We start from the raw sequence: 25,066 nt of genomic DNA on the forward strand, positions 1-25,066 counted from the left end.
TAGTTAAGAATAGTTATCAGTTATAGGAAAAAGTTATATTTTTTAAAAATTGCTTGATTTATATCAAAAAATAAACAATTGTAAGTTTATCTAAATATTTTAAGTTAATTATCTTTTGAATTGAGTATTACTTCAGGAATAGTGTAAGGTAAATTAAGCGATTCAGATACGCCTGCAAAAGTACATTTACCATCATAAGTATTTAAGCCATGTAAGAGAGCATAATCTTTTAAGCAGGCTTTTTTAACACCAAAATCTGCAAGTTTTAAACCATATTCAAGGGTTGTTGCAGTGAGTGATTGAGTAGCGGTTAAGGCGACACAACCAGCAATATTCTCAATACATGAATGAGTAATACCTTCTTCTTCAAACGTTGGCTCATCAAATGTTGTAGGACGAGATGTTTCGAAACATCCGCCCTGATTGATTGCAACATCAATCAGCAAGGAATCTTTTTTAATATGTGCTAGATCATGTTTATATAGGAGTGTTGGAGCCTTTTTACCACTGGTAAGTGCAGCACCGATAATAACATCCGCATGTTGGATATAGTGAAGTATATTTCCACGTGTACTTTCTAAAAGTGTTGCATGAAATTCAAATAGATCATTAAGTTGATTAAAGCGAGCAGGATTGGATTCTAAGATAGTGACTTCAATTCCAACACCAAGTGCCATTTGAGCGATTGTTATTCCAACTGTCCCACCGCCAAGGATAAGAATATGTCCTTTAGAAAGTCCAATAGATTTATTCATCATGAGTTCATCACGATGGTATTTTTTTTGTACATGTTGGATTGCATCTATTGCGGCAATTCTTCCTGCTACACGACTCATAGGGCTTAAACATGGTAATCCTAAATGGGTTTTTATTGTTTCATAGGCAATGGCACGAATCTTTTTGGATAGGAGCATTTCTGCGAGAGGTTTATGAATGGCAAGATGAAGATAGCTAAATAAAATTTGTCCTTCACGGAATAAGTGAAATTCTTCAGGTAGAGGTTCCTTCACTTTGATAATCATTTCTGCTTGAGTAAATACAGTTTTCTTATCAGCTAAAATAGCCCCCGCTTGTTGGTAGTCTTTGTCAGGAAAACCAGCCCCGATACCAGCGTTATATTCAATATATACAGTATGGCCATGCTCAATATAAGTCCTAACATTACTTGGCGTGAGACCCACACGATATTCCTGTGCTTTAATTTCTCTCGGGCAACCTATTATCATAATACCTTTCTTATTTTTTAATTACGTCTGATTTTATATAAAAATTTTCCTTACCACCATAGCGTATTATAAACATAAAAACAAAAAATAAATTAAATAGAAGCTAATTAAAAGTAATTATTAATATTTAAGTATATAAAATAACCTAAATATGCCGTCTTTATATAACAAAAACGGCATATTTGATTAAAATTAATTAGTTATTAGTAACATTTATACAATGACACCAATGCTTAATATAAGCATTATCATAATGATAAGCACAGCAAGCAACGGCGCAATCCACCGGCTCTAACTGATCCTAAAGTAGGTTGACGATGCTATTAGGTTTCATTTTACCTCACCAATCACAAAAATTATTTTGGAGCACGCTAAATTGTATTGGACGTGGTAAAATGGAGATGGAGAAATATTTAGGAGAAGATGATGATGAAACCTTATTTAATTGCACCTTCAATTTTATCAGCGGATTTGGCACAATTAGGGGAAGATGTTAAGAAAGTTCTTGCGAGTGGGGCCGATGTTATTCATTTTGATGTGATGGATAATCACTATGTGCCTAATTTGACGTTTGGTCCTGCTGTATGTAAAGCGTTGCGAGATTATGGTATTACGGCGCCGATTGATGTACATTTGATGGTAAAGCCTGTCGATCGGATTATCCCAGATTTTGCTAAGGCGGGTGCGACGTATATTACTTTTCATCCAGAAGCAAGTGAGCATATTGATCGTACTATTCAGCTTATTAAGGATAATGGATGTAAAGCAGGATTAGTATTTAATCCCGCAACTTCTTTGAATTATTTAGAATATACAATTGATAAATTGGATAGCATTTTATTGATGTCGGTAAATCCAGGTTTTGGTGGGCAAAAGTTTATTCCACAGACATTAGGCAAATTACGCCAAGCACGTGAAATGATTAAGGCGAGTGGGCGTGATATTCGTTTAGAAATTGATGGTGGGGTAAAAATTGAGAACATTCGTGAAATTGCGGAGGCAGGCGCTGATATGTTTGTAGCGGGATCTGCTATTTTTGGACAACCTGATTATAAAGCTGTTATTGATGCAATGCGTGAACAATTAGCCCAAGTAGATGATTAGAAAATGATAGAAGGATAGAAAAATGAGTCAATTTAAAGTTGTTGGGTTCGATTTAGATGGAACTCTCGTAAATAGTCTTCCAGATCTTGCCCTTTCGGTAAATTCAGCATTAGTTGATTTCGATTTACCAGAAGCACCAGAGGATCTTGTTCTTACTTGGATTGGTAATGGTGCGAATGTATTAATTCAACGCGCCATTGAATGGGCATGCCAACAAGAAATGCGTGAATTAACGCCAAAAGATAAGCATGAATTGATTGAGAAATTCAACTTCTATTATGGCGAAAATATTTGTAATAAAAGTCGTTTATTCCCGAATGTTAAAGAAACCTTAGAAGAATTAAAACGTCGAGGTTATACGTTAGTTGTTATTACCAATAAACCTACAGTACACGTAAAACCTGTTTTGGAAGCATTTGGTATTGCACATCTTTTCAGTGAGATGCTTGGTGGACATTCTTTACCATCTATTAAACCGCATCCAGCACCACTTTATTATGTGTGTGGTAAATATGGTATTTTCCCTAAACAAATGCTTTTCGTGGGTGACTCACGTAATGATATTTTGGCAGCCAATATGGCTGGTGCGCCAGTAGTTGGTTTAACTTACGGTTATAATTATAATATCCCGATTGCAGATTCAAATCCTGATTGGGTATTTGATGACTTTGCACAACTTTTAACAATTTTAGATTAATTTAAGGAATGAATATGAGCAAACCCATTGTTTTTAGTGGCGTTCAACCTTCAGGGGAATTAACGATTGGTAACTACCTCGGTGCTTTACGCCAATGGGTAAAAATGCAAGATGATCATGAATGTTTATTCTGTATTGTGGATCAGCATGCGATTACGGTTCGTCAAGATCCAGAAAAATTACGCAAAGCAACACTAGATGTTTTAGCACTTTATCTTGCTTGTGGTATCGATCCTGAAAAAAGCACAATATTTATTCAATCACAAGTGCCAGAACATGCGCAGTTAGCATGGGTGTTAAATTGCTATACCTATTTTGGTGAAATGAGTCGTATGACACAATTTAAAGATAAGTCAGCACGCCACTCAGATAACATCAATGTTGGGTTGTTTACCTATCCAGTATTAATGGCAGCGGATATTTTGCTTTATCAGGCACAAGAAGTACCAGTCGGCGACGATCAACGCCAACATCTTGAAATTACACGAGATATTGCAGATCGCTTTAACAAGATTTATGGTGATATTTTTACTATTCCAAAAGCGTTTATTGCAAAATCAGGCGCTCGCGTAATGTCGTTGCAAGAACCGAATAAAAAAATGTCTAAATCAGATGAAAACCGTAATAACGTTATCGGTCTTTTAGAAGAGCCGAAAGCCGTAGCGAAGAAAATTAAACGTGCGGTCACGGATTCTGATGAGCCACCTGTAGTGCGTTATGATGTTGAAAATAAAGCAGGCGTATCTAACTTACTTGATATTCTTTCAGGTGTAACAGGCAAAAGTATTGCTGAGCTTGAAGCTGAATTTGAAGGCAAAATGTATGGTCACTTGAAAGGTGCGGTAGCAGATGCGGTAAGTGAAATGTTGACAGAATTACAAGAACGTTTCCACCACTTCCGTAATGATGAAGCGTTATTAAAACGTATCGCAGCAGAAGGTGCTGAAAAAGCTCGTCGTCATGCGAAAAGTACATTAGAAAAAGTGTACGAAGCAGTTGGTTTTGTTCTTCCTTAATCGGAAATAACGCTAATTAAACACGCTATCACTTAAAAATCCCCTGGTATGCCAAGGGGATTTTTTTATAAACTTTTCCGAAAACGGGGGCGTGAATTTTTCTAAACGTTTTCAAACTCCCTCATCTACAACTTTATGGTAGAATGGCAGAAAAACTTTTATGGAAAATTTGCTATGTCCTTAACTTTGCTTACAATCGGAATTTTTATTTATTTTATGGTTTTCTGTTTCGCTCATCGTCAATGGATGAAAGCGAGTTTTCTATCACAAGAAATTGTTCAGAATTCAAGTAATCAAGCTGCGCTTAAACGCATGCAAATCTTAGGCATTCGTTTTGACTTAAAAATGGTTGCCGAGTTTCTTGCTGTTCCATATCTCATCACGAGTTTCTTACAATTTTTGGATTTTTCATCCGATATTTTAGCATGGACCTACGCAATTATTACGTTTGTACTAGGCTTTATTTTTGTTGGTTTTTGTATCGGTAATTATTATTACTACAAAACCTATAATACGTATTTTGATACTTTTATTTTTGCCTTTTTTGAAGATGATACAAAAGCTGTAATGCAAAATATGTGGGATGATTATCCAATTGCACGTAGCACCCTTGCAACCTTTATTCTTGCACTCATTCCAGCTTGGTTAAGCTATGGCATTTTATCCGATTCACCAGTGGGAAATTCATGGGAAAGTATTACGAGCTCTATCGTGATGCTTGTGCTATGCGTATTAGCGATTCGCGGAACGTTAAAATCCAAACCGCTTAACAAATTGCATGCACAAGTTTCTTCTTTGAAAACCATTAACTACCTTGTGCCGAATGGGGTAATGGCATTGATGTGGGCAATTAAAGATCATCGTAAAGCGAGTCATTTTGCTGCGGTGAGTGCGGCTGAAGGTGAACAGTTACGAGAAGATTTATTTCAGCAAAAAGCGATGACGTGCCATACGCCAAATAATACATTTTTAGCGGAAAATAGACCGCATGTTGTTTTTAGTTTGATGGAAAGTTTTGGCGGTAATATTTTAGCGCTTGATAAAGAAGGCGAAAATGATGTGCTTGGCACGTTGCGTCCACATACACAGCAGGATTATTTTTTCCGCCGTTTTTTATCTTATAGCAATGGTACAGCATCATCGTTATTGGGACAATGTTTTTACAGTATTAATGAAAACTTGAGCCAATCTACCGAACAAAAAACACATCTTGCTCATACGGCATTTAAGCCTTATTTAGATAAAGGTTATAAAGTCATTTTTGTGACATCAGGTAATGCGATGTGGCGTAGTTTATCGACTTACTTTATTGAGCAAGGTTTTCATGAAGTTTATGACCAAAATACGCTGATAGATACTTTCCCAGAAGCAAAAGATACCTTGTCTTACTGGGGCGTTGCAGATGAGTTTGCATTTAAATTTGCAGAAAAATGCTTAAAAGAGGCAAAGGAACCGTTATTTATTTACATTTTAACGGTAACTAATCATCCGCCATACAAAGCACCAGAAAGCTATGAACCTTATCCTGTTAATCCGCAAACTTTAGAAGGACGTTTAGGGGAAAATACGAAAGAACGTAAAAATATTCTGACCGCTTATCAATATGCAACCAGTTGTCTAGGAAACTTTGTTACGCAAATAAAACAAAGTGATTTAAAAGAACGAGTCATTATTGGTGCAAGCGGTGATCATCATTTACGAGGGATGACTTACCGTATGCCAGAGGAATTATTTTTAAGTTATAGTGTTCCTTTTTATCTTTATGTTCCAACTACTATTGTTGAAAAAACGGGAGCAGTATTTGATCTAAAACGACTTGGTTCGCATAAAGATATTTTCCCAACGCTTTATGCCATGAGTTTATCGGATGCGGAATATTGGAATTTAGGTGGGCGAAATATCTTGGCACAAAATCAGCCAGAATGGAGTAAATTTGCCTATAATGTCTGTATTTATGCCGATCAAGAACATGTTGTGGATTTACAACAAATTCCCTATGTGGCTTATCAATGGGAAAATGATTTATTAGTGAAAAAACCACATACTTTGTCAGAAGCAAAAGCAAAATGGATCAGTGAATATAATGAGTATTGGTCATGGCAGATGAATTATCTGCTAAAAGGCACGAAGTAGAGTTTTAGTAAAACACGCCCCGATTTTCGCATAAATTTTTAGGAAAATCGGGGCGTGTTATTTTTAACTTAAATTTACAACTTATTCTTCAATCACAACTTTACCAATGTAATCAAGATTTCGGTAATATTGCGCATAATCAATACCATATCCCACAACAAACTCATCAGGAATTGGGAAACCTGCCCATTTTACAGGGACTTCTACCTCACGGCGGAACGGTTTATCCAACAGTGTGCAAATTTGTAAAGAAGCTGGTTCGCGAAGTTGTAAAATTTCACGAATTTTTTGTAAAGTACACCCCGTATCAATAATATCTTCAACAATAAGTACATGGCGATGATAAATGTCACCGTCCAAATCCTTGTTAATTTTCACATCATGGCTAGTTTCCATAGAATTGCCGTAACTTGATGCTGTCATGAAATCGATTTCAAGCGGAATATCAATACTGCGTACCAAGTCCGCCATAAACATAAAAGAACCACGCAATAACCCTATAACGACAAGATTTTCTGCGCCTTTTTCTTTATAAAACCGCGTAATTTCAGCACCCAGCTCGCGAATACGATCGCGAACATCTTCTTTTGGAATAAGCGTTTCTATATGATGTTTTTTCATGTACGTAATCCTTGTAAATGTTAGTTGTGAAAATCTAAGGATTCTGTACTTTATCAAAAAAAAAAGTCGAAGTTAAGATAACTTCGACTGTTAGAATGGGATTTATGGGGTACTGTTAATTCTTGCATAAATAAATAGGTGAAGAAAAAATAAGAAATAGTTGTGAGAAGCTAGATATATCAAGGAATTTCAGATTTAAGAAGAAAAGTTTATGCAGGAAAAAGTGGTTTTTGAAAATGAGCAAAAATAGTAAAAAAATGCCCAAATATCTGCATAAAATTAGCAGTATTTAAGTTAGTTTTAATCGCTGTTTAAGCACCTTTTAATACAAGGTGCTTATTTTATGCTTAGCGTTTAGCACTTGCTTTTTTGGAGGACACGGAATTATAAACCTTTTGCAACTCTTCATCAGTTAAATCTTTAAGGCTTGTTACCCCGTATTTAACTCTTAACAACTCATCAAGCCATCCTTCTATCCCAAGTTGTTTCATATTCAGTTTTATGTATGCGTATTTCTTATTGCGATAATCACTGCCCATTTTTTTAGGAGCTGATTTGGTCGACTGTAAGCGCCCAATCCATTTCCGTAAATAAGTTTCGGCTTTTGTGTAGCGATCAAGAGGAATTAGTTTATAGGTTGTAACACCACAGTGCTTATTCAATGCTGCCCATACACCTGAATAAGTTCTAGGATTTTTTCTAATTTTGAGTTCTAATGCTACAATTTCATCAACTAAATCTTTAATTTTTCTAGCCATTTCTTGACTAATATGTGTTTCATTTGGCTTAACTTCGGCTTTCGTTCTAGTTATGTATTTCTCTGTTTTTATATTGTTTATAGTACCTTTATCACCAATGATAAGGCTTCCTGTATTATTTCCTCCAACCATTGGGCTAGTCGCTTGTGCTGGTTGATTCATACCAGTAAATCCACCTAGTAAGAAACTCAACATCATTTTTTTCTGATCTGCCGTTAGTTGTCTAAATTGTTGTAATAAAAAGGCTTCTTCGGCATTTATATTGCTGTGTGATGGCGTTCCTGTAATCACATATTGCACATCCACGCCTAGTTGAGCCGCTTTTTCTAAATATTCAGATGTTGGAAACCTAGTCCCTTTTTCATAGTTAAATTGAGCCAGTTTAGTCACTCCGCACTTATTTCCTAGTTCTTCTTGCGTAAAACCTATACGGATACGTTCGTTTTTTAATCTTTCTGATGAAATATTAGTCATACAGCCTCTAAAATATAAAAATGTTTAATTTTTCTCTTGAAAGTATACAAATGTATAACTATTATAATCCTATAACAACGCAAAAGCGGGGTTGTAGGAAAGAAAACAGGGTAATTTTACCACACTTTATCAGTATTAAGAGGCTATTTATGATGCACAGTGAACAAAAATTGCGTAATGCAAAAGCTAAAATCTACTCTCAAGGATTGACTATTAAGCAATGGGCGGAAAAGAACGGTTTTAACGTTAAAAATGTTTATTCGCTACTTAACGGCGAACGTAAAGGACGAGTAGGAAAAAGTTTACTTATAGCAAACAAGCTTGGTTTTTATGATGAAGATTAAGGTAAAACTTAAATTTTAAACATTTACTTTTTGGAAAATGAACTTTTACCAAGTAAAAGTTATAAAAACAAATAAAAAACAATAAGTTAAATAAAGACTTTCATACATATTATAGAGAAAACTTTTACCTAGATAGGTAAAACTAAGGGACTGAGAAATGAACAATTCAAAACTGTATTATACCGCACGAGAATTATTAAGTTTAAATCTTAAAGACCTACCTATTACTGTAAAAGGAATCATTCAAAAAGCTAACAGAGAAAATTGGGTATCACGTCCAAGACAAGCAAGAGGTGGTGGCTACGAATACGCCATAACTTCTCTCCCAAAAACAGTGCAAACCGCTCTGCGCCACAAATTGGCATCGGATTTAACGGAGAAACAACCGCAAGTACCTGTAGCTTTTGATGAACAAGCAGTACGAAATTTAAACCAAAAGCAACTATCCATCTCAGATGCACGTAATGTACTAGGACAGTATTTATTACTGCTCGAAGGGGGGCGCAAATGCGTACGCAATAAGGTGGTGGATACCTTTTTGGATAAACTCAAAGTGGGCGATTTACCACCACACATTATGGAAGCTATACGTAAAGCGAACGCTAGAAGTAAAGGCGAGGCAAAAATCAGTAAGCGCACATTGATGGATTGCCTACTCAACTACGAGAAAAGTCAAAGTACGGGGGAACGTGTACTTCGACAAGCACCTAAACGCCAAGGACGACCACAAACAGACGTAACTCAACTAGCATGGCTTCACGATTTCTTAACCTTTTACCGTGTGGCGCAAGGGGTGAAAGTGACCCACGCTTACCGCCGTTTTGAACGTGCGGTGAGCTACAAAGCCCCCAGTTTAAGCGCCGTGCAACGGGTGGTGGCGAAATTGCCTGAGATTTTCTTAGAAAAAGGGCGTTTGACAGGGGCGCAATACCGAGCCTTATTGCCTTGCGTGCGCCGTGATTGGTCGCAGTTGTCGTTATTTGACTGCTTTATCGGCGATGGTCACGGTTTCAAAGCCAAAGTGAAACACCCTGAACACGCACACGGATTTCAACCAGAAATTACGGCGTTGATTGATGGGCGTAGCCGTTTAATCGTGGGCTGGTCGGTGGCACAAAGTGAAAGCAGTCTTGCAGTAGCAGACGCCCTTCGCCACGCTATTCAAAACTGGGGAACGCCGTACATTTACTACTCCGATAACGGTGGTGGTGAAACCAACAAAACACTTGATGACGATGTAACGGGTATGTTGCCACGCTTAGGCATAAGCCACGAAACAGGCATTGCGGGCAATCCGCAAGGGCGAGGCATTATTGAACGATTATGGCAAAGCACGCTCATTCCGCTGGCGAGAAGTTATGAAACCTACACAGGTTCAACAATGGACGGCAGTACTAAGCACCTGATTTATCGCCGTATTGAAAGTGCGGTGAATGCCATTGAAAAAGGCAAGGAACTTTCGACCGAGCAACGCCGTTTTTATAAAAAAATGCCGCACTTTTTAGACTTCGTGGCAGACGTGGAACGCTGTTTTGCGGATTACAACAACCGTCCACATAGCAGTTTGCCGAAAAAAGACAACGGCGAGCATTTTAGCCCGCTTGAATACGCTAACTGGATTATGAAAGCAGAACGCATTACGCCAAGAAAATTGCACCCACTGGAAGAAGAGTTGTTATTCCGCCCTGAAACGGTACGCCAAGTGCGACGTGGTGAAATTGAACTGTTTACTAACCGTTATTTTTCCACGCAGTTGGCGACATACCACAACGAGAAAGTGCGAGTGCTATATGACATTCACGATCCAAGTTACGTATTCGTCAAAACAATGGACGGCGAATGGATTTGTAAAGCGGAACTAGACGGCAACAAAGTGGCGGCATTCCCACAATCGGTGGTGGAACGTGCCAAAGCGAAAAGTGTCGCCGCCCAAAATAAACGCCTACAAACACGTATTGAGCGTAATAACCGTGAACTCAACCCAGCCATTACGTTACAAGCAGACGATGAACTACTGGAAAGCCTAGCTCGTAGCGAATTGCTAGAAATTGACCAAGAAGAACAACCGATTTTTTTAACCCAAGCAGAAAAAGACCACTGGGAACAACAACACCGTAAGGCAGTAGGAGAATAACAATGAACTTAGTTAAATCAAGCAACCTTAATCATGTTTGTCGTGAGCTTCAGTTGAATATTGACGGGCTTTCTGAGCGCGTAATTGTGAACATCGTTTTTCCAGATGCACCATTGCCGAATCTGATAGAAACAGATCACGCACCTCTTCAAGGCGACGAGCTGTACGCGTTCGTCGGTCGTAAGCCGGCATTTTTACAAATGCTCGCTCAACAGCTGCTTGATAATCTGCAAGCCAGTCTTCCTGCTGAGTTGCAAGATCTAGTGACAATTCAAGCAAGAGATGAATTAAAAAGTCCGATTGTGCCTGTAAAAGTAGTACACGGTCTTCAAGCCATTGCAGACGTTGATCAGTCGTCATTGTAATCCCCTTATAACGCTATTTTAAACAACCATTAAAACCATTTTACAACATAGGAGAACCCAATGAAAACCATCAACCTAGAGGCCCCAGCGTACTTAGACCCATTAGTACAAGTGCAAATCAACGCTTACGCAGAGAAAAACCGCCAAGAACAAAAACGTAAAAGCACCTTACGTTACCGCTTAAAAATGAAGTGGCTAAAACTTCTAGGCTAACCCAACAAAGGGGGCTTGCCCCCTTATCTACCCCAGTAGCCACGACGAAATTTTTAAAAGAATTTTAAATAAAATTTTTTCAAAAATTCCGACCTAGCAAACTAGCAGGAACAAACTCCAGCCACAACGTGGCTAACAAGCGAAGGCAAAACAAAAGGAAAACCTAATGAACCAAAACGCACTAAAACAATTTATGGAAACCTACAACTGGGGGCAAAAACAAGTAGCACAGCATTTTGGCAAATCCATTTCTACGGTTAGCCAATATCTACGAGGCCTGTATAACGGCGATGTGAGCGAATTAGACCGTAAAGTAGACGAATTGATAGCCCTTTATACCGAAAAAGCAACGGTGAAGTATAACGAACATTTTGTACCTACACTTGTGGCAAAAATTGGGTTTGAAACTATCCGTTATGCTCATGCTAGTGCAGATATTAACGTGATTTACGGTGCCGCAGGTATTGGTAAAACCCAGTTACTCAAACAGTACGCCAAAGAACACAGCAGTGCAGTCTTGATTGAAGTCGATCCAAGTTGCACACCAAAAGTATTGCTCACGCAAATTTGCGAAAAAATCGGTGCAACAGCACGTGGCAGTAACCACGACTTACTCGCTGCCATTTTAGACAAACTCGAAAATAGTGATCGAGTGTTGTTGGTAGACGAGGCGGAGTTGTTAAACACTCGCTCTCTCGAATTTCTACGCCGTATTCACGACAAGGCAAATATTGGTGTAGTGCTTGCTGGAATGCCACGTTTATTAGTGAATCTACAAGGCAAAAATAACGAGTTAGCCCAACTTTATAGCCGCGTAGGAACAGCCCAAAACTTAGGGCAAGCCTTAAACGATGATGATATGGCGTTACTAATTGAACAAACACTTGGCACCAATGAATTTAACGCTCCACTAATGAAAGCCGCCAAAGGAAATGCAAGACGTTTATCAAAACTTATTCGAGGCGTAGTTCGCACCGCAAAACTCAATGAACGTCCAATCAACGAGGCATTAATTCAACAATTTAGTAAAAAACTCATTAACTAGGAGGATAAAGCAATGCAAGCAAAACAACTGACTGATGAAACGACAGTAAAACTAAATAGATGCGGTGATTTATCAGATATTTGCGACCTCTTACAAGTTGCCATCTATCAAGAACTCGACGGATACAAAAATCAAGCAAGCATCACAATTAAGGAAGGTATTGAAAAATTAACACAGCTTTTAACGGCACAACAAATGAATGAAAAAATAGAAACTGATGATCTTGGTCTGTTTGCTGCCTTCGCATGTGATAAAGCACTTTTTGAAAATAACAACGAAGATTACTTTATTGCAGGTTTCATTGCTGTTCTTGATTTTATGAAATTATATGAAACCTGTTTAGCAAGTTCTAGAGTTACTTTTTCTAAAGAAATAGCAGAAATTTCTAAACAAATTAAAGAAAATTTTGAAGCTAATAAACAAGAGCATTTAAGAACGATTGAGGGGGGAGAAACAAAATGATGAATACGCAACATCAAATAGTAGCACGAATTAAATGGGGATGCTCTCAAAACCGTGAGATGTACTATCAACAAATTAAAATTCAGCAAGCAATTAAATGGCTAACTGTAAATAGATTACAGGTAATTAACGTGAATATTGTTTCTCCACACTGTGTACGAATTGAAGTTTTAGGATCTTTTAATGCCTTACAAGTCGCACTACGAACAACACAAGATCCGTTATATGGACGGGTGTTCAATGGTAAAGAATATTTTAATTTGTACGAATTTATGATCCCAGATAACGAAAGCATTACTGTTCATTTTCGCCGTAAGCAATAAACAAAAGCAGGGTTACCTGCTTTTCAAAAGGGTTTTAAGGTTCCTTAAAGTCCTTTTGAAAAGTATCAAATCAAGCCAAAACTAAGGAGCAATCTATGGCAAAACCAACCAAAGTACGGTTGAAAAAACCAGCACTCACTGAAACCATTCACTGTCGTGAAGAGGTAGAAGTAGCAATTACTAAAATTGGTAACTTGCAGCGTGAATACTTACGTTTACAAGTACAACAGAATGATGAAATCGCCCAAATTACTGACCATTACGCCCCAAAATTATTGGCGTACAAGGAACAAATTACCCATTTGCAAGACGCCGTGCAAGCGTGGTGTGAGGCAAATCGAGCGGAACTTACTCAAAACGGCAAGAGTAAAACTGCGAAATTCAACACTGGTAACGTGCAATGGCGACAATGTCCGCCAAGCGTAATAGCACGTGGCATACCAACCATTTTGGAAAATTTAAAACTTTTAGGGTTAAGTCGTTTTATTCGCAATAAGGAAGAGATCAACAAGGAAGCAATGTTACTAGAACCTGATCTCGCTAACACTGTAAACGGTATCAGTATTAAACAGGGAGTAGAAGACTTTGTAATTACTCCTTTTGAACAACAATAGTAGGGATAGAAAATGAAAAAATTAACTGAAGCAGAAGAGCAAGAATATTTAGAAGAAATGCAAAAAGCCTATCCACTCGCTGTGAGATGTTTAGCAGTTTTTGCACAAGAGGCAATTGAAGTAGGTTTACTTAGTGAAAATCCAACATTGGAAAACGATTTGCAACGTGCGGTTGATATTATTAAACAGGCGAAAGATATAGTTGCCACTTGCCAATTCGTTGGCTAGACCTAATACAAGGGGAGGGACCCCCTTGTAGACAGAAACCAATGAAAGTAAAACCTGTAGAAGACTTTGGAAATATTCATTTAAAAAAACAAACAATAGGGAAAATAAAAATGGACGAAAAAGAAACATATCAGTGGGCAATGAGAACAGTCGTAAAATTTTTTAAAACGTTATTAGGTAAATATGTTTTTAAAGGCATATCTAATCAATACAAGGAGGCAGTGATATATGTATGTGTACAATTATTATTAGACAATAGAAAGGTTTTAAACGACTTACCCAAGGAAGATCAGCAGATCTTGTTGCGTGCAATCAAAATTATACAAGAAAAGAATAATCCTAAGTGTAAATAAAAATTAATAAAGGGGATGCCCCCTTCTCGAAATTTTTGAAAGTATTTTTATTAAAATTTTTTCACAAATTCCGACTGAATAAGGAGATAAAAATGCAAAGAAAATCACTCATAACAAAAATTCATATTGGTAAAAAAGAACTCAATCTTGATGATGATACTTATCGTTTTTTATTAAATCGTATTACAAGTAAAACAAGTTGTAAGGATATGACTATACCCGAATTAAATTTAGTATTAAATACGATGAAAAAAGCGGGTTTTAAACCAAATGCAAAAAAATATAAACGTCCAACTATTGGCGCTAATGAAAAATTATGCCAAAGCTATTTAAATAAAATTGAAGCAATGATCTCAGATAATAAATTAAGTTGGGAATACGCTACAGGAATTTGTCGCAAAGCAGTAAAAAAACAACGATTACAGTGGTGTACGAGTGAAGAATTGTACACTGTCATTCAAATTCTAGCATCCCACCTACATAGACAAGGTAAGCGAGTAAAATAATGAATTTAAGTTTTGTTGAAGAATATTTACCACCAATTATTAAAGAAATGATTGATGTAATGGGATTAGAACTTACAGAAAAATTAGTGGAAAATTTTGGTGGTACAACATTTAATTTTTCTAACGGGAATGTATATTATCAACGTTTGAAAGAAAAACTTGGTGAAAATAATGCGGCACGGTTTTATCATTATTTTCAATGTGAAAAAATCTATATTCCCCAATGTAAACGAGCATTACAGGAGCTTAAAAAGTTTCGATTTTACCGTGATTTTTGCTATTTGACTGACACTGAAGGTAAAAGTGCTAGAATTGCTATGATTGAGCTTTGCCCTAAATATAAAATTAGCGATCGTTATGGTTGGAAAATTATATCTTCAATGCGTCACCATTCACCACAAGGGGATTTATTTGCTCGCTGAACACCCTCATCACGTATTCATATTCAATTACCTTTAAACTCGCTTTAAATACTAATTAAAGCGAGTTTTTTAATGGAAAAAATTAACTATATTGTAATCCATTGTGCGGCGACGCAAAATGGTAAAAAGTTATCCCATAATGCTGCAACTGCATCTCAAATCATTGATGGCTGGCATCAAGAACGTGGCTTTCACCGTTCGGTGCAAGCTCGTCATTATTTCAATTATGAATTAGCCGCTATCGGTTATCACTTCGTCATCGATACGGACGGTCAACAATACACTGGACGTGCTATCTGGGAACAAGGCGCCCATGTTAAAGGCTGGAATGAAAATTCTTTAGGGATTTGTCTAGTAGGTACTGACAAATTTACACGTCAGCAATGGCATGCCCTCGCACGTCTCTTAGATAAATTGAAAGACAAATATCCTAACGCCCAAATTGTAGGGCATAGAGATTTTCCAAACGTCCACAAAAGTTGCCCTGGTTTCAGTGTGAAAGATTATTTATTCGATATGGATAAGGTGGTTAACGCCCATTTGTGTGAATAGTTTTAAAAGGAAATTTAATGAAAGAACTTATTACCAATGGTGATGGTCGCTTGTCGACTACAGCATTTATTCAATTCGGCGGTGCATTACTAATGGCAGCCATTTTAGTGTACGCAGTGTACTTAGACCGTTCCTATGTAGGCGAATTATACATAACATTCGCCGCCTTTTGCGGTGGAGGCGCTGCCACAAAAGGGTTTGCCCAAGCAATCCAGCGTAGAGATAGACCAGAATATAAGGGTGAATGATGGGAATGATGGTTACCTATGCAATGACAGGATGCTTGGGACTTATCTTAGTGATGAGTTTAATTATATGGGTTTTACGATCTAAAAATACACATTTAAAACAAGAAAATTATGAATTAAAACGGCATCTAAATCTCATCCAAAAGGAGTTAGACAATGCAATGTTGGCAAAAAAAATTAATCAAACTAACCGTACTTTGTCTGATGACGATGTTGATAACAAATTGCAAAACAGTGGATATTTTAGAAGTGAATAACTGTGCAAGTTTCAGGCTTATTTATGCAAGTAAGAAAGATACGACCGACACAAAACGCCAAATTCTAACCCATAATCAAATTTATGAAAAAATTTGCGGTAAACAAGGTAAGAAAAATGAGTGAGATACTGATGTGGCTTAAAGAATACTGGGGATTTTTAGTGGGGATCATTACTGTTGTTAGCCCTTTCGTCTGGTTAAAACTCGATGCACGTTATGCCAAGAAAAATGATCTACATGAACTACGGCAATCGTTGTTGCGCATTGAAAAAACGATGACGACCCTCGAAGTTCACATACAAAAAAGCCAAGAAATTTTAAATATGCTAATGAAAAAGGAGCTAAACAAATGAACAATGACAAACTTGATGAATTATTATCGCTTACTCGTGAGATTCATCATAGTGTAACGGAACAAGAAACCGCTATTGTCAATTTACGTAAGGAAATGGGTAGCTTACGTGAACTTATTGATCAAATGGAAAAACGTAATCGAAAACAAGCCTTATTAGCAGGTGGTTTAGGCGGTGGGATTGCTGCCATTGGGTTTGAACTGATTCGTATGAAATTAGGGGGATAATGTGGCATTTGATCCGCAAGTTAAAACGAACTTACGCCGTTATTATGTATTCGAACGCTTAACTTTAGAGCAAAGTGCTGAACGTGCGGAGGTATCTTTTGGTACTGCTCGTCGTTGGAAACGAGAGGCAGAATTAGCAGGTGATGACTGGGAAAAAGCCAGAGACGTACAAGTCATGGCAGGAGCAGAAATTGAAGATATTTCAAAAGGGTTACTTGCTGGTTTCATCATTCAATATCGTACCACAATGGATGAATTACAAAACAATGAAGAAATCGCCAGTACCGAAAAAGTACAATTATTAAGTTCGTTATCTGATAGTTTTTCAAAAATGACAGCAGCGAGCAAAAAACTCATTCCACAAACTACAGAAATGGCTACAGCAATGAAAGTCATTGAACTCTTTGCCAACGTGGTTAAAGAGAAAAAGCCACACTTACTCAGTGATTTTCTAGAACTGCTAGACGAAATGGAACGCCGCGTACAAACCCAGTTTAAATAGCCTTTAAACCCCATTTAAAACCAAAAGCAACTCTGGAATTTTTTACAAAATTTTCTCAAAAAAATCTAGCCTAGCTAAGGAACCACAATGAAAGCAAAAGAATTTAGCGTCGAACTCGCCGCCCTTCGCTCCCAACTGCAACGCACCATTGAGGCTAGTTACAACCACTGGGACGATAGTGCAAAAGCGGTTCAAAAACGCCGTGAAAGTGTGTTTGATGGTAAAAATGGTTTTGCTTTTTTTGTGCAAAACTATTTTCCCCACTATGTCCGCTCGCCACATCAAAGTGAACTACATAAATATTTGTTTAAGCGTTTACCTGAAATTATTCAAAGCCCGAATAAATGCCTTGACGCTATCGCTGCTCCTCGTGGCGAAGCGAAGTCCACTATCGTGTCGCAACTATTTGTACTGTGGTGTTTAATTACACAGAAAAAACATTACGCTTTAATTGTCATGGATAGTATCGACCAAGCTTATCCCATGCTCGAAGCCATCAAAGCGGAGCTTGAATTTAATAGCCGATTGTTGATTGATTTTCCTGATGTAACAGGTGTTGGACGAGTGTGGCAGGCTTCAACGATTATCACTAATGCTAATCAAAAGATACAAGTAGCAGGTTCAGGCAAAAAATTACGTGGCTTACGTTTCGGGGCATATCGTCCCGATCTAGTGGTACTAGATGATATAGAAAATGATGAGCAAGTTCGTAGCCCAGAACAACGAGATAAATTGCATAATTGGCTTAAAAAGACCGTGCTACCGCTCGGCTCAGCAGATGGTAAGTTAGATATTATCTACATTGGCACTATCCTCCATTATGACAGTGTACTAAATCGTACACTTGCCAATAAAGCGTGGAAAACCGCCCACTTTAAAGCGATTTTACAACTGCCTGATGATATGGGACTTTGGGATAAATGGGAAAATATTTACTTAACTGAAGGGAAAAAGGCAGCGAATGAATTTTATTCCGTTCATCAAAAAGAAATGGATAAAGGGGCGATAGTTTCCTGGCAGGCTCGACCAATTCTTGCGTTAATGGAGATTCGAGCAAGAGATGGACATGCCAGTTTTGACAGCGAATACCAAAACGACCCTGTAAGTGGCAATGATGCGATTTTTGCTAACAGTATTCAATATTGGACGGATTTGCCACCTGATTTAATTTATTTTGGTGCAGTTGATCCGTCTTTGGGAAAAGCAGGGGCAAGTCGTGACCCGAGTGCTATTCTCGTCGGTGGTTATCATCGACCGACGGGGAAACTTTATGTAATTGAGGCACAAATTAAAAAACGCCTACCTGATTTGATTATTGAAGATGTGATCCGTCTTAACAATAAATGGCGTTGCCAAAAATGGTTTGTGGAAACAGTGCAATTCCAAGAATTTCTGAAAACGGAGCTAGTAAAACGTTCCGCCCAACGGGGTACACCTGTGCCTTGCCAAGCAATTAAACCCAACACAGATAAAATGTTACGCATTGAAAGTCTGCAACCACACATTGCTAATGGTTTAATTTTATTTAACCGCAACCAGACTACATTAATTGACCAACTTCGTCATTTCCCGAAAGCAGATCACGATGATGGACCTGATGCATTAGAAATGTTGTGGCGCAATGCGTTAACAAGTAGCGCACCCATTGAATGGCAAACGGTACAAAGCCGTTTTGACACTTACGATGAAGATTTAGACAGTCTTTGGGATATTTAAGAGAGTAGGAAGTACAATGAAAGCAAAGAAAAATAAGCGCACTAACCAAAAACCTCAAAAACCTGCTGAAAGATTACAAACTATTGATAATGGTATTTATCGTTCAGGTTTTGTAACGGTTGATCATCCGTCCCAGCGTTTAACTCCCGCTAAGATGAAAGCTATTTTTAATAGCGCAGAACAAGGCGATATTGGTGAGCAACATGCTCTATTTTTAGATATCGAAGAACAAGATAGTACCATCCTAGCCAATTTACAAACACGTAAACGAGCTGTATTAGGTGTGGATTGGCAAATTGTACCGCCCAATAATCCAACGAGTGCTGAACTTTTACAATTAGATGCCGTAAAGGATTTATTTGAGCACTTGGATAATTTTGAAGACATACTCATGGATTTAATGGATGCCGTGGGTCATGGCTTTTCCGCTTTAGAAATCAAATGGCAATTTGATGGCAATCATTGGCAACCTGAACGATTTACTCATCGTAATCCAGCATGGTTCTTGTTAGATCCGTATGACAATTTACTATTGAAAAGTCCTGATTTCCCAATGGGTACACCATTGCAACCGTTGGGCTGGGTAGTGCATTTGCACAAAAGTCGTGGTGTACAAGTGGCACGTAGTGGGCTATTCCGTACGTTGGCGTGGCTTTATATGTTTAAGCATTATTCCGTTCGTGATTTTGCAGAATTTTTAGAATTATACGGTATGCCTATTCGCATTGGTAAATACGGTGCGGGTACGACGGCACAAGAACGCCAGACCTTATTACGTGCCTTAATTGATATCGGTCACAACGCTAGTGGGATTATGCCTGACAGTATGCAAATTGAGCTGCATAATGCTGCTCAAAATGTGGGAACAAATAACCCATTTTTGCAAATGGTGGACTGGTGCGAAAAATCTATTGCACGTCTGATTTTAGGGCAAACTTTAACGAGTGGTGCCGATGGTAAAAGCTCAACGAATGCACTCGGCAACATACATAATGAAGTGCGCCGTGATTTACTAATTTCCGATGTAAAACAGCTGCAACAAACCATTACCACGCAAATTATCCTGCCGTTTTTACAGGTCAACTTCCCCAACGTGGATGCAAAACGCATTCCACGCTTTGAATTTGATACGACAGAAACGGAAGATTTTGTCAGTTTCGCAGAAAGCCTACCAAAATTAGTGAGCGTAGGTGTGCAAATTCCAGAACGCTGGGCAAGAGAACGTTTAGGTATTCCAACGGCAGAAGAAAAAGACGTTGTATTGACAATGCAAGGTAAAGGGCAAGCCCCCCACGCCACACACGCTACCAGCTGTGGTTGCGGTTGCCACGCTGTGGCGCTGTCGCAAGGAAATGAAAAAAAGACAAGGTCGGAATTTTCGCAAAAATTTTTAGATGATGCCTTAGAAAAAGCATTTGTCGATATAGATTTTAATCAACAACTAGAACCAATGGTCAAACGCTGTCTTGGCGTAGTGTTATCCTGTTCAACCTATGAAGAAGCCAGTGAAAAAATCGCTGAAGCTTATCCGAACTTAAATAGCCAGCAACATTTTAACTATTTAGAGAAAGCGATATTTTTAAGTGAGCTATTAGGGAATGTGCGATGAACACAGGATTTTCTTTTGACTTAACGCCGACAGAGGCTATTGCATTTTTACGTAATAAAGCACGGCTAGCACAAAAGTTGAATTTGCCAGGAATGCAAGCCAGTGCAAGAGCCAATGCGACACGTATTCGCAATTTGACTAGTCTTGAAATGACGAGTGATATTTATAATTCTCTTGCCCATGCACGTGAACAAGGTATTCCTTTTCACCAATGGAAAAAGAACATCATGGCAGAGTTTGAACGTAAAGGTTGGGTTGTGCCACGGACTAAAGGTAAAGAGGTAGATATTGTCGACCCTAAAACTGGAGAAATTTTCGGTACACCAAGACGACTTGCTTTGATTTATCGTGTAAACACCACGAATGCCTTACAGGCGGCACGTTACCAGCAATTTATGGACAATGTAGATAGTCGCCCTTACTGGCAATATGTAGCAATTTTAGATAGTCGAACCCGTCCAACGCATAGTGCAATGCATGGAAAAGTATTTCGTTATGATGATCCATTTTGGACAATCTTTTATCCACCGAATGGTTTTAATTGCCGTTGCACCGTGCGTTCTTTTAGTAAACGAGATTTACAACGCCGTGGCTTAAAAGCTACCCCAAGTGATGGCCAACTGGAAAAAAGCGATTTAGACGGTAGTGTAACCTACCGTTACGGTAAAAATAACGTATTCAAAGCAGATAAAGGCTTTGATTACAACGTAGGACGGACTGCCTATAAGCCCAATTTAAACTTATACCCAGCACCACTTGCCCAACAATTCGCCAAAGTGGATATGACAGGGGCGGAGTTTCGATTTGCCTATGAACGCATTGAACAGGCTGTAAAAACGATTATTCAAGGAAATCAACGTGGCAAAAAGCTCAACAGCGAACAACTGCTTAAAATCCGCAACCATTTAAGCCGTGAATACAAATTCGCCGCTGGGGTTTTGAGTACGAAAAATCAAGGATTATTAAAAAGCGACACTCGCACCGTATGGCTAAGCGATGATAGCTTAATCAAACAGGCGAATAGTCGGAAGGGGGATAAGTATTTTGATATAGAGAGTTATGGGTTATTGCCTGAGATTATTGATAGTCCTGATCATATTTTACAAGTAACTGATTTAGTTGGTCGTTTCATATTGATCAAGAATGATTTTTTGGTTGTAGTCAAAGTAATTGGTGGTAAGGAAATTTTTGTACTATCTTACAGAAAGGTTGAAAATAAGGAAATTCTTAATCTGATGAGAAGAGAAACAGTGCTTAGGTAGGGCTCTCCACACCTACACACGAGTCCCGGGCCTATTTCATCCCTTCGCCTGCGATCTGAGAGATTCATCGCTTTTCTAAGCACTGTTTCAGCAAGATAATAGCAGAGTGTGTTTTTTATGCAAGGGAAAAACCTGAAAAATTTAAGAAAAGATTGGATGTGAATATTATGGCACTTACAGAGTTTGGTAAAGCTGTACGAAAAGCACGGATAGACCTTAGTGATACACTATTAGCTATGGCTCAGGCACTAGATGTGACGCCTGGTTTTTTAAGCGGAATGGAAACAGGACGTAAAAAAATTCCGATGGAATGGGCCTATAAAATTCAAGCCTATTTTAAACAGAAAAATCTTTTTATTGAAAATTTACCTGAATTAGCTCAAGTTTCAAATGAAAGCATTCCTGTTGATAATTTGCCATTACCTCAAAAAATGATGTTAGCAAGCTTTGCAAAGTCGGCAATGACCGATGAGCAAATTCAACGTTTTGAAAAACTTTTAGAGGAAATTAATAAGCCGATATAAAAATGATACGCTTATACATCCACATTTTTAATTAAAATGCGACGTAAATAATCCCCTACATCGTCAAGTAATTCATTTTCATCTTGTAGGGTCAGACTTAAAAATGGACGTGCAGGAATGATGGTATTGTGGTTACGGCCAGCATTTTTTGTGCCAAATTGATGAACGGGTGCGTACTTTTCATTTGTTCCTACTTCAGCATGATGGCGACTATAAGCAGTTCTTATGCTTTTTTCTAACGTGCCACTGTCTCTTAATATTTTACCTTTTCGATATTTCAAGGGTAACCATGCAGGGCGACCTTCTTGTGCAAAGTTTTCAGCAACTTTACTTTGTAATTCACCCGCAAGCATTTTCATTAAGGGCGTAGTGTCGTTTAATTGATGAACGGCATTGTTAAGTACCTGTTGTAAAGCTTGAATGTTAGTATCAATTTCGATCATGTTATTTTCCTTATCTTTGCCCCTTTCCATATCCTTCCAAAATCCTTTCTAAATCGCACACTGTGGCGTTTTATGTTTTAAGAGTATAGTTTATCGTTTAAAAATTTTTAAAATGTTTTAAAATGGTTTTAAAGCGTTTTAAAAAGGGGTTATTTTATTTTTTAAAACCTTTTTGCATTTTTTCTAAAAAACACTTCTCAACTTATCTTTTTCTATCAAGTTTTCCTTGCTGAACGCACTCAACTCTTTTTATTTTTCCTGCTTGTCATAATAGGCCTATAACGAGGTGATTATGAACAAGCAATTACAGTATTTCGCTACCTCTATTGGTGAGGCGAGTTTACAAGACGTTGATGCAGTCATAAATGGACGTATTCAATTATTTCCCTATGGGCGATTTTATCCTAGTGATGGTCGAGTCATTACTACTGATGGCTGGGTACTCGACGATACCAACGGTTACACGTTAGCAGATGCCATTAATAACCGTGCAGTACAGTTGATGATTGACTATGAACATCAAACCTTACATATCAAAGAAAACGGCCGTGGAAATCCCGCTGCTGGTTGGATGATTAACGCAGAGTACCGCCCCTTTGAAGGGCTGTTTGCTAATGTGAAGTGGACGACAACTGCCCACGCTCAAATTAAAAACAAAGAGTACCGTTACATTTCGCCGCTCTTTTTAGCAGATGAAAAAGGCTATGTGCAAGAAGTAGTTAATGCGGCGTTAACTAATCGTCCAGCCTTACATTTGCTTGATGAGGCAGTAGCCTTCTCAGAGCTAAACACTAACCCTCGACCTTTTAAAACTCAATCACAAGGAGAACCAATGGATTTTAAGAAAGAATTGTTGGCGTTGCTTGGCTTGAAAGCTGAGGCAACCGATGACGAGGCAACAGTCGCACTAGCGGCGTTAAACGCGCAAATTAATAGCAGTTTAATCCCATTAAACAAAGTTTACGCTGAGCTTGCGACACAAAAAGCGGTAGCGTTATCTGCACAAACGGCAGCACAAACTGTTGATCCTGCGAAGTACGTTTCAGTTTCTGCGATGCAAACCGTACAAACTGAATTAAACCAGTTGAAAGAACAAGTCGCAGCCGATAAGGCGAGTGCACTCATTCAAACTGCACTATCAGATGGTCGATTGTTGCCTGCACAGAAATCATGGGCTGAGAATTTAGCAAAAACGAATTTAACAGCTTTAAGTGATTATTTAGCCACAACAACGCCAAATAAAGCTTTAACCCAATCACAAACTGCAGGAATGTCAGAAAACGCCACGCCAAAAGCAGTAGCCTTGTCTGAGGTAGAGATGGCTACAGCATACGCATTAGGGTTAACTGAGCAAGAATATATCGAACACTATAAACAAGGAGCAAAATAATGGCGTTCAAGAAATCGGAATTATTAGAGCTTTTGGATAAAGCTTTTTACAAAGAATTTTCTGAGGGGTTAGATTCCGTTAAACCACAATGGAACCAAGTGGCAATGTTAGTGGCATCGAATACTAAAATGAATACTTACGGTTTTTTAAGTAAATTTCCAAAGATGCGTGAGTGGGTTGGAGAACGCCAGTTACAGTCAATGCGAGCACAAGGTATGACACTTGAAAATAAGCTTTTTGAAACAACTGTAGACATTCCACGTGTAGATATTGAAGACGATCAGGTCGGCTTATTCATGCCAATGGTGCGTCAAGCTGGACAAAGTGCAGCGGAATTACCAGACGATCTCGTGTTTGGTTTGTTAAGTGAGGGTAAAACTACTGATTGTTACGATGGCAAGAAATTCTTTGCTACCGATCACCCTGTTTACGAAAAAGTAGACGGGACAGGTACGGAAAGCGCACAAAGTAACTTAACTACAGGTAGTGACAGCCAAGTCCCAGCGTTTTATTTATTTGATACCAGTAAGTCAATTAAACCGCTTATTTGGCAGGAACGCACCAAACCTGAAATTCTCGCCAAATTCGACCCTGCACGCTCCGATAAAGTTTTTATGGAAGATGTGTACTTATGGGGTGTGCGTGCCCGCGGTAATGCAGGATTTGGATTTTGGCAACTCGCTCACCGTGTAGAGCAAGCGGAACTCACTGTCGAAAACGTGATGAAGGCTCTTGCTACAATGCAAACTTTAAAAGGTGATGGCGGCAAAATGCTCAATATTCGTCCAAATGTATTACTTGTACCACCTGCATTAGAGCATGCTGCTCGCCAATTATGCGAGGCAGAGCTTATCAATGGCAGTAGCAATATTTTAAAAGGACGTTTAACTGTAATTGTTTCCCCTCTTATTGAGGAAAAGTAATTCCAGCGCCAACAAAAACCAC

General features: G+C 38.4%; 32 protein-coding genes. 28 read left to right on the forward strand and 4 right to left on the reverse strand.

The features are described from left to right. Positions 1-104: 104 nt before the first annotated feature. Positions 105-1,226, reverse strand: a complete 1,122-nt coding sequence (locus EL259_RS05885; protein ID WP_126599870.1) for an alanine dehydrogenase — start codon at positions 1,224-1,226, stop codon at positions 105-107. Between the two features lie 429 nt (positions 1,227-1,655). On the opposite strand from EL259_RS05885, the gene rpe reads away from it, so the two are divergent. The 4 genes from rpe to EL259_RS05905 all read left to right on the forward strand — a co-directional run bounded on the left by rpe (position 1,656) and on the right by EL259_RS05905 (position 6,176). Beyond that, the gene (gene rpe, locus EL259_RS05890; protein WP_126600880.1) at positions 1,656-2,330 is read left to right on the forward strand and encodes a ribulose-phosphate 3-epimerase; all 675 of its coding nucleotides are present in this window, start codon (positions 1,656-1,658) and stop codon (positions 2,328-2,330) included. 22 nt (positions 2,331-2,352) lie between these two features. Further along, positions 2,353-3,027, forward strand: a complete 675-nt coding sequence (locus EL259_RS05895; protein WP_126599872.1) for a phosphoglycolate phosphatase — start codon at positions 2,353-2,355, stop codon at positions 3,025-3,027. 14 nt (positions 3,028-3,041) lie between these two features. Further along, positions 3,042-4,043 carry a tryptophan--tRNA ligase gene (gene trpS, locus EL259_RS05900; protein WP_126599874.1) on the forward strand — a complete coding sequence of 334 codons (1,002 nt, stop codon included), beginning with the start codon at positions 3,042-3,044 and terminating at the stop codon, positions 4,041-4,043. Between the two features lie 174 nt (positions 4,044-4,217). Then, entirely contained in the window at positions 4,218-6,176 is a 1,959-nt protein-coding gene (locus EL259_RS05905; protein WP_232019023.1) for an LTA synthase family protein, read from the forward strand. Between the two features lie 81 nt (positions 6,177-6,257). On the opposite strand, the gene hpt is transcribed toward EL259_RS05905, so the two are convergent. Together hpt and EL259_RS05915 are read right to left on the reverse strand one after the other, a co-directional pair. Then, positions 6,258-6,797 carry a hypoxanthine phosphoribosyltransferase gene (gene hpt / locus EL259_RS05910; protein WP_126599876.1) on the reverse strand — a complete coding sequence of 180 codons (540 nt, stop codon included), beginning with the start codon at positions 6,795-6,797 and terminating at the stop codon, positions 6,258-6,260. A gap of 347 nt (positions 6,798-7,144) precedes the next feature. Next, positions 7,145-8,029, reverse strand: a complete 885-nt coding sequence (locus EL259_RS05915) for an ORF6C domain-containing protein (RefSeq protein ID WP_232019024.1) — start codon at positions 8,027-8,029, stop codon at positions 7,145-7,147. Positions 8,030-8,178: 149 nt separating this feature from the next. On the opposite strand from EL259_RS05915, the gene EL259_RS05920 reads away from it, so the two are divergent. From EL259_RS05920 to EL259_RS06020, 22 genes are all read left to right on the forward strand, one after another. Next, positions 8,179-8,373, forward strand: coding sequence for a helix-turn-helix domain-containing protein (locus EL259_RS05920; RefSeq protein ID WP_232019025.1), 195 nt, complete (start codon positions 8,179-8,181; stop codon positions 8,371-8,373). Between the two features lie 157 nt (positions 8,374-8,530). Beyond that, positions 8,531-10,507, forward strand: a complete 1,977-nt coding sequence (locus tag EL259_RS05925; RefSeq protein WP_126599878.1) for a Mu transposase C-terminal domain-containing protein — start codon at positions 8,531-8,533, stop codon at positions 10,505-10,507. Positions 10,508-10,509: 2 nt separating this feature from the next. Next, complete coding sequence (locus EL259_RS05930; protein WP_126599880.1) at positions 10,510-10,872, forward strand: hypothetical protein; 363 nt, start codon at positions 10,510-10,512, stop codon at positions 10,870-10,872. A gap of 60 nt (positions 10,873-10,932) precedes the next feature. Further along, positions 10,933-11,085 carry a hypothetical protein gene (locus EL259_RS08575; protein WP_172594225.1) on the forward strand — a complete coding sequence of 51 codons (153 nt, stop codon included), beginning with the start codon at positions 10,933-10,935 and terminating at the stop codon, positions 11,083-11,085. 166 nt (positions 11,086-11,251) lie between these two features. Then, a complete protein-coding gene (locus EL259_RS05935; RefSeq protein WP_126599882.1) occupies positions 11,252-12,130 on the forward strand; it encodes an AAA family ATPase in 879 nt (292 codons plus the stop codon). Between the two features lie 12 nt (positions 12,131-12,142). Then, complete coding sequence (locus EL259_RS05940) at positions 12,143-12,592, forward strand: hypothetical protein (protein WP_126599884.1); 450 nt, start codon at positions 12,143-12,145, stop codon at positions 12,590-12,592. After that, the gene (locus tag EL259_RS05945; RefSeq protein ID WP_126599885.1) at positions 12,589-12,915 is read left to right on the forward strand and encodes a hypothetical protein; all 327 of its coding nucleotides are present in this window, start codon (positions 12,589-12,591) and stop codon (positions 12,913-12,915) included. The genes EL259_RS05940 and EL259_RS05945 overlap by 4 nt, the downstream gene beginning before the upstream one ends. A 95-nt stretch (positions 12,916-13,010) precedes the next feature. After that, entirely contained in the window at positions 13,011-13,529 is a 519-nt protein-coding gene (locus EL259_RS05950; RefSeq protein WP_126599887.1) for a host-nuclease inhibitor Gam family protein, read from the forward strand. 12 nt (positions 13,530-13,541) lie between these two features. Further along, positions 13,542-13,757: a hypothetical protein gene (locus EL259_RS05955; RefSeq protein ID WP_126599889.1), complete on the forward strand. Its 216-nt coding sequence runs from the start codon at positions 13,542-13,544 to the stop codon at positions 13,755-13,757. 41 nt (positions 13,758-13,798) lie between these two features. Next, a complete protein-coding gene (locus EL259_RS05960) occupies positions 13,799-14,110 on the forward strand; it encodes a hypothetical protein (RefSeq protein ID WP_126599891.1) in 312 nt (103 codons plus the stop codon). Between the two features lie 92 nt (positions 14,111-14,202). Next, positions 14,203-14,616 carry a gp16 family protein gene (locus EL259_RS05965; RefSeq protein WP_126599893.1) on the forward strand — a complete coding sequence of 138 codons (414 nt, stop codon included), beginning with the start codon at positions 14,203-14,205 and terminating at the stop codon, positions 14,614-14,616. Beyond that, the gene (locus EL259_RS05970) at positions 14,616-15,038 is read left to right on the forward strand and encodes a Mor transcription activator family protein (protein ID WP_126599894.1); all 423 of its coding nucleotides are present in this window, start codon (positions 14,616-14,618) and stop codon (positions 15,036-15,038) included. Before EL259_RS05965 ends, EL259_RS05970 begins: the two co-directional genes overlap by 1 nt. Before the next feature lie 72 nt (positions 15,039-15,110). Next, entirely contained in the window at positions 15,111-15,590 is a 480-nt protein-coding gene (locus EL259_RS05975) for an N-acetylmuramoyl-L-alanine amidase (RefSeq protein WP_126599896.1), read from the forward strand. Positions 15,591-15,607: 17 nt separating this feature from the next. After that, the gene (locus EL259_RS05980; RefSeq protein ID WP_126599898.1) at positions 15,608-15,838 is read left to right on the forward strand and encodes a DUF2644 domain-containing protein; all 231 of its coding nucleotides are present in this window, start codon (positions 15,608-15,610) and stop codon (positions 15,836-15,838) included. Positions 15,839-15,994: 156 nt separating this feature from the next. Beyond that, positions 15,995-16,219 (forward strand): hypothetical protein, encoded by a 225-nt coding sequence (locus tag EL259_RS08580; RefSeq protein WP_172594194.1) that lies wholly within the window; start codon positions 15,995-15,997, stop codon positions 16,217-16,219. Next, positions 16,212-16,448, forward strand: coding sequence for a DUF2730 family protein (locus EL259_RS05990; RefSeq protein ID WP_172594227.1), 237 nt, complete (start codon positions 16,212-16,214; stop codon positions 16,446-16,448). The genes EL259_RS08580 and EL259_RS05990 overlap by 8 nt, the downstream gene beginning before the upstream one ends. Then, the gene (locus tag EL259_RS05995) at positions 16,445-16,675 is read left to right on the forward strand and encodes a hypothetical protein (protein WP_126599904.1); all 231 of its coding nucleotides are present in this window, start codon (positions 16,445-16,447) and stop codon (positions 16,673-16,675) included. Before EL259_RS05990 ends, EL259_RS05995 begins: the two co-directional genes overlap by 4 nt. A gap of 1 nt (position 16,676) precedes the next feature. Continuing rightward, positions 16,677-17,177, forward strand: a complete 501-nt coding sequence (locus tag EL259_RS06000; protein ID WP_126599906.1) for a DUF1804 family protein — start codon at positions 16,677-16,679, stop codon at positions 17,175-17,177. Positions 17,178-17,264: 87 nt separating this feature from the next. Then, a complete protein-coding gene (terL, locus tag EL259_RS06005) occupies positions 17,265-18,893 on the forward strand; it encodes a phage terminase large subunit (protein ID WP_126599908.1) in 1,629 nt (542 codons plus the stop codon). 16 nt (positions 18,894-18,909) lie between these two features. Beyond that, the gene (locus EL259_RS06010) at positions 18,910-20,502 is read left to right on the forward strand and encodes a DUF935 domain-containing protein (protein WP_126599910.1); all 1,593 of its coding nucleotides are present in this window, start codon (positions 18,910-18,912) and stop codon (positions 20,500-20,502) included. Next, positions 20,499-21,764: a phage minor head protein gene (locus EL259_RS06015; RefSeq protein ID WP_126599912.1), complete on the forward strand. Its 1,266-nt coding sequence runs from the start codon at positions 20,499-20,501 to the stop codon at positions 21,762-21,764. The genes EL259_RS06010 and EL259_RS06015 overlap by 4 nt, the downstream gene beginning before the upstream one ends. 167 nt (positions 21,765-21,931) lie before the next feature. Next, positions 21,932-22,288 carry a helix-turn-helix domain-containing protein gene (locus tag EL259_RS06020; RefSeq protein ID WP_126599914.1) on the forward strand — a complete coding sequence of 119 codons (357 nt, stop codon included), beginning with the start codon at positions 21,932-21,934 and terminating at the stop codon, positions 22,286-22,288. 11 nt (positions 22,289-22,299) lie between these two features. Here the strand turns inward: EL259_RS06020 and EL259_RS06025 are convergent, their stop codons facing one another. Next, positions 22,300-22,731: a phage virion morphogenesis protein gene (locus tag EL259_RS06025; protein ID WP_172594228.1), complete on the reverse strand. Its 432-nt coding sequence runs from the start codon at positions 22,729-22,731 to the stop codon at positions 22,300-22,302. Positions 22,732-23,023: 292 nt separating this feature from the next. Between EL259_RS06025 and EL259_RS06030 the strand changes: the two genes are divergently transcribed. Together EL259_RS06030 and EL259_RS06035 are read left to right on the forward strand one after the other, a co-directional pair. Continuing rightward, a complete protein-coding gene (locus EL259_RS06030; protein ID WP_126599918.1) occupies positions 23,024-24,121 on the forward strand; it encodes a phage protease in 1,098 nt (365 codons plus the stop codon). Next, on the forward strand, positions 24,121-25,044 hold the full coding sequence (locus EL259_RS06035) for a Mu-like prophage major head subunit gpT family protein (protein ID WP_126599920.1): 924 nt from the start codon (positions 24,121-24,123) through the stop codon (positions 25,042-25,044). The genes EL259_RS06030 and EL259_RS06035 overlap by 1 nt, the downstream gene beginning before the upstream one ends. The last annotated feature ends 22 nt before the right edge of the window (positions 25,045-25,066 follow it).

It is taken from the genome of Actinobacillus delphinicola, assembly GCF_900638385.1.
Lineage (GTDB): Bacteria > Pseudomonadota > Gammaproteobacteria > Enterobacterales > Pasteurellaceae > Actinobacillus_C > Actinobacillus_C delphinicola.

Excerpts from the sequence above, each read along its gene's own strand:
- EL259_RS05885 (WP_126599870.1), bottom strand. The coding sequence starts at position 1,226 with ATGATAATAGGTTGCCCGAGAGAAATTAAAGCACAGGAATATCGTGTG.
- rpe (WP_126600880.1), top strand. The coding sequence starts at position 1,656 with ATGAAACCTTATTTAATTGCACCTTCAATTTTATCAGCGGATTTGGCA.
- EL259_RS05895 (WP_126599872.1), top strand. The coding sequence starts at position 2,353 with ATGAGTCAATTTAAAGTTGTTGGGTTCGATTTAGATGGAACTCTCGTA.
- trpS (WP_126599874.1), top strand. The coding sequence starts at position 3,042 with ATGAGCAAACCCATTGTTTTTAGTGGCGTTCAACCTTCAGGGGAATTA.
- EL259_RS05905 (WP_232019023.1), top strand. The coding sequence starts at position 4,218 with ATGTCCTTAACTTTGCTTACAATCGGAATTTTTATTTATTTTATGGTT.
- hpt (WP_126599876.1), bottom strand. The coding sequence starts at position 6,797 with ATGAAAAAACATCATATAGAAACGCTTATTCCAAAAGAAGATGTTCGC.
- EL259_RS05915 (WP_232019024.1), bottom strand. The coding sequence starts at position 8,029 with ATGACTAATATTTCATCAGAAAGATTAAAAAACGAACGTATCCGTATA.
- EL259_RS05920 (WP_232019025.1), top strand. The coding sequence starts at position 8,179 with ATGATGCACAGTGAACAAAAATTGCGTAATGCAAAAGCTAAAATCTAC.
- EL259_RS05925 (WP_126599878.1), top strand. The coding sequence starts at position 8,531 with ATGAACAATTCAAAACTGTATTATACCGCACGAGAATTATTAAGTTTA.
- EL259_RS05930 (WP_126599880.1), top strand. The coding sequence starts at position 10,510 with ATGAACTTAGTTAAATCAAGCAACCTTAATCATGTTTGTCGTGAGCTT.
- EL259_RS08575 (WP_172594225.1), top strand. The coding sequence starts at position 10,933 with ATGAAAACCATCAACCTAGAGGCCCCAGCGTACTTAGACCCATTAGTA.
- EL259_RS05935 (WP_126599882.1), top strand. The coding sequence starts at position 11,252 with ATGAACCAAAACGCACTAAAACAATTTATGGAAACCTACAACTGGGGG.
- EL259_RS05940 (WP_126599884.1), top strand. The coding sequence starts at position 12,143 with ATGCAAGCAAAACAACTGACTGATGAAACGACAGTAAAACTAAATAGA.
- EL259_RS05945 (WP_126599885.1), top strand. The coding sequence starts at position 12,589 with ATGATGAATACGCAACATCAAATAGTAGCACGAATTAAATGGGGATGC.
- EL259_RS05950 (WP_126599887.1), top strand. The coding sequence starts at position 13,011 with ATGGCAAAACCAACCAAAGTACGGTTGAAAAAACCAGCACTCACTGAA.
- EL259_RS05955 (WP_126599889.1), top strand. The coding sequence starts at position 13,542 with ATGAAAAAATTAACTGAAGCAGAAGAGCAAGAATATTTAGAAGAAATG.
- EL259_RS05960 (WP_126599891.1), top strand. The coding sequence starts at position 13,799 with ATGAAAGTAAAACCTGTAGAAGACTTTGGAAATATTCATTTAAAAAAA.
- EL259_RS05965 (WP_126599893.1), top strand. The coding sequence starts at position 14,203 with ATGCAAAGAAAATCACTCATAACAAAAATTCATATTGGTAAAAAAGAA.
- EL259_RS05970 (WP_126599894.1), top strand. The coding sequence starts at position 14,616 with ATGAATTTAAGTTTTGTTGAAGAATATTTACCACCAATTATTAAAGAA.
- EL259_RS05975 (WP_126599896.1), top strand. The coding sequence starts at position 15,111 with ATGGAAAAAATTAACTATATTGTAATCCATTGTGCGGCGACGCAAAAT.
- EL259_RS05980 (WP_126599898.1), top strand. The coding sequence starts at position 15,608 with ATGAAAGAACTTATTACCAATGGTGATGGTCGCTTGTCGACTACAGCA.
- EL259_RS08580 (WP_172594194.1), top strand. The coding sequence starts at position 15,995 with ATGCAATGTTGGCAAAAAAAATTAATCAAACTAACCGTACTTTGTCTG.
- EL259_RS05990 (WP_172594227.1), top strand. The coding sequence starts at position 16,212 with ATGAGTGAGATACTGATGTGGCTTAAAGAATACTGGGGATTTTTAGTG.
- EL259_RS05995 (WP_126599904.1), top strand. The coding sequence starts at position 16,445 with ATGAACAATGACAAACTTGATGAATTATTATCGCTTACTCGTGAGATT.
- terL (WP_126599908.1), top strand. The coding sequence starts at position 17,265 with ATGAAAGCAAAAGAATTTAGCGTCGAACTCGCCGCCCTTCGCTCCCAA.
- EL259_RS06010 (WP_126599910.1), top strand. The coding sequence starts at position 18,910 with ATGAAAGCAAAGAAAAATAAGCGCACTAACCAAAAACCTCAAAAACCT.
- EL259_RS06015 (WP_126599912.1), top strand. The coding sequence starts at position 20,499 with ATGAACACAGGATTTTCTTTTGACTTAACGCCGACAGAGGCTATTGCA.
- EL259_RS06020 (WP_126599914.1), top strand. The coding sequence starts at position 21,932 with ATGGCACTTACAGAGTTTGGTAAAGCTGTACGAAAAGCACGGATAGAC.
- EL259_RS06025 (WP_172594228.1), bottom strand. The coding sequence starts at position 22,731 with ATGATCGAAATTGATACTAACATTCAAGCTTTACAACAGGTACTTAAC.
- EL259_RS06030 (WP_126599918.1), top strand. The coding sequence starts at position 23,024 with ATGAACAAGCAATTACAGTATTTCGCTACCTCTATTGGTGAGGCGAGT.
- EL259_RS06035 (WP_126599920.1), top strand. The coding sequence starts at position 24,121 with ATGGCGTTCAAGAAATCGGAATTATTAGAGCTTTTGGATAAAGCTTTT.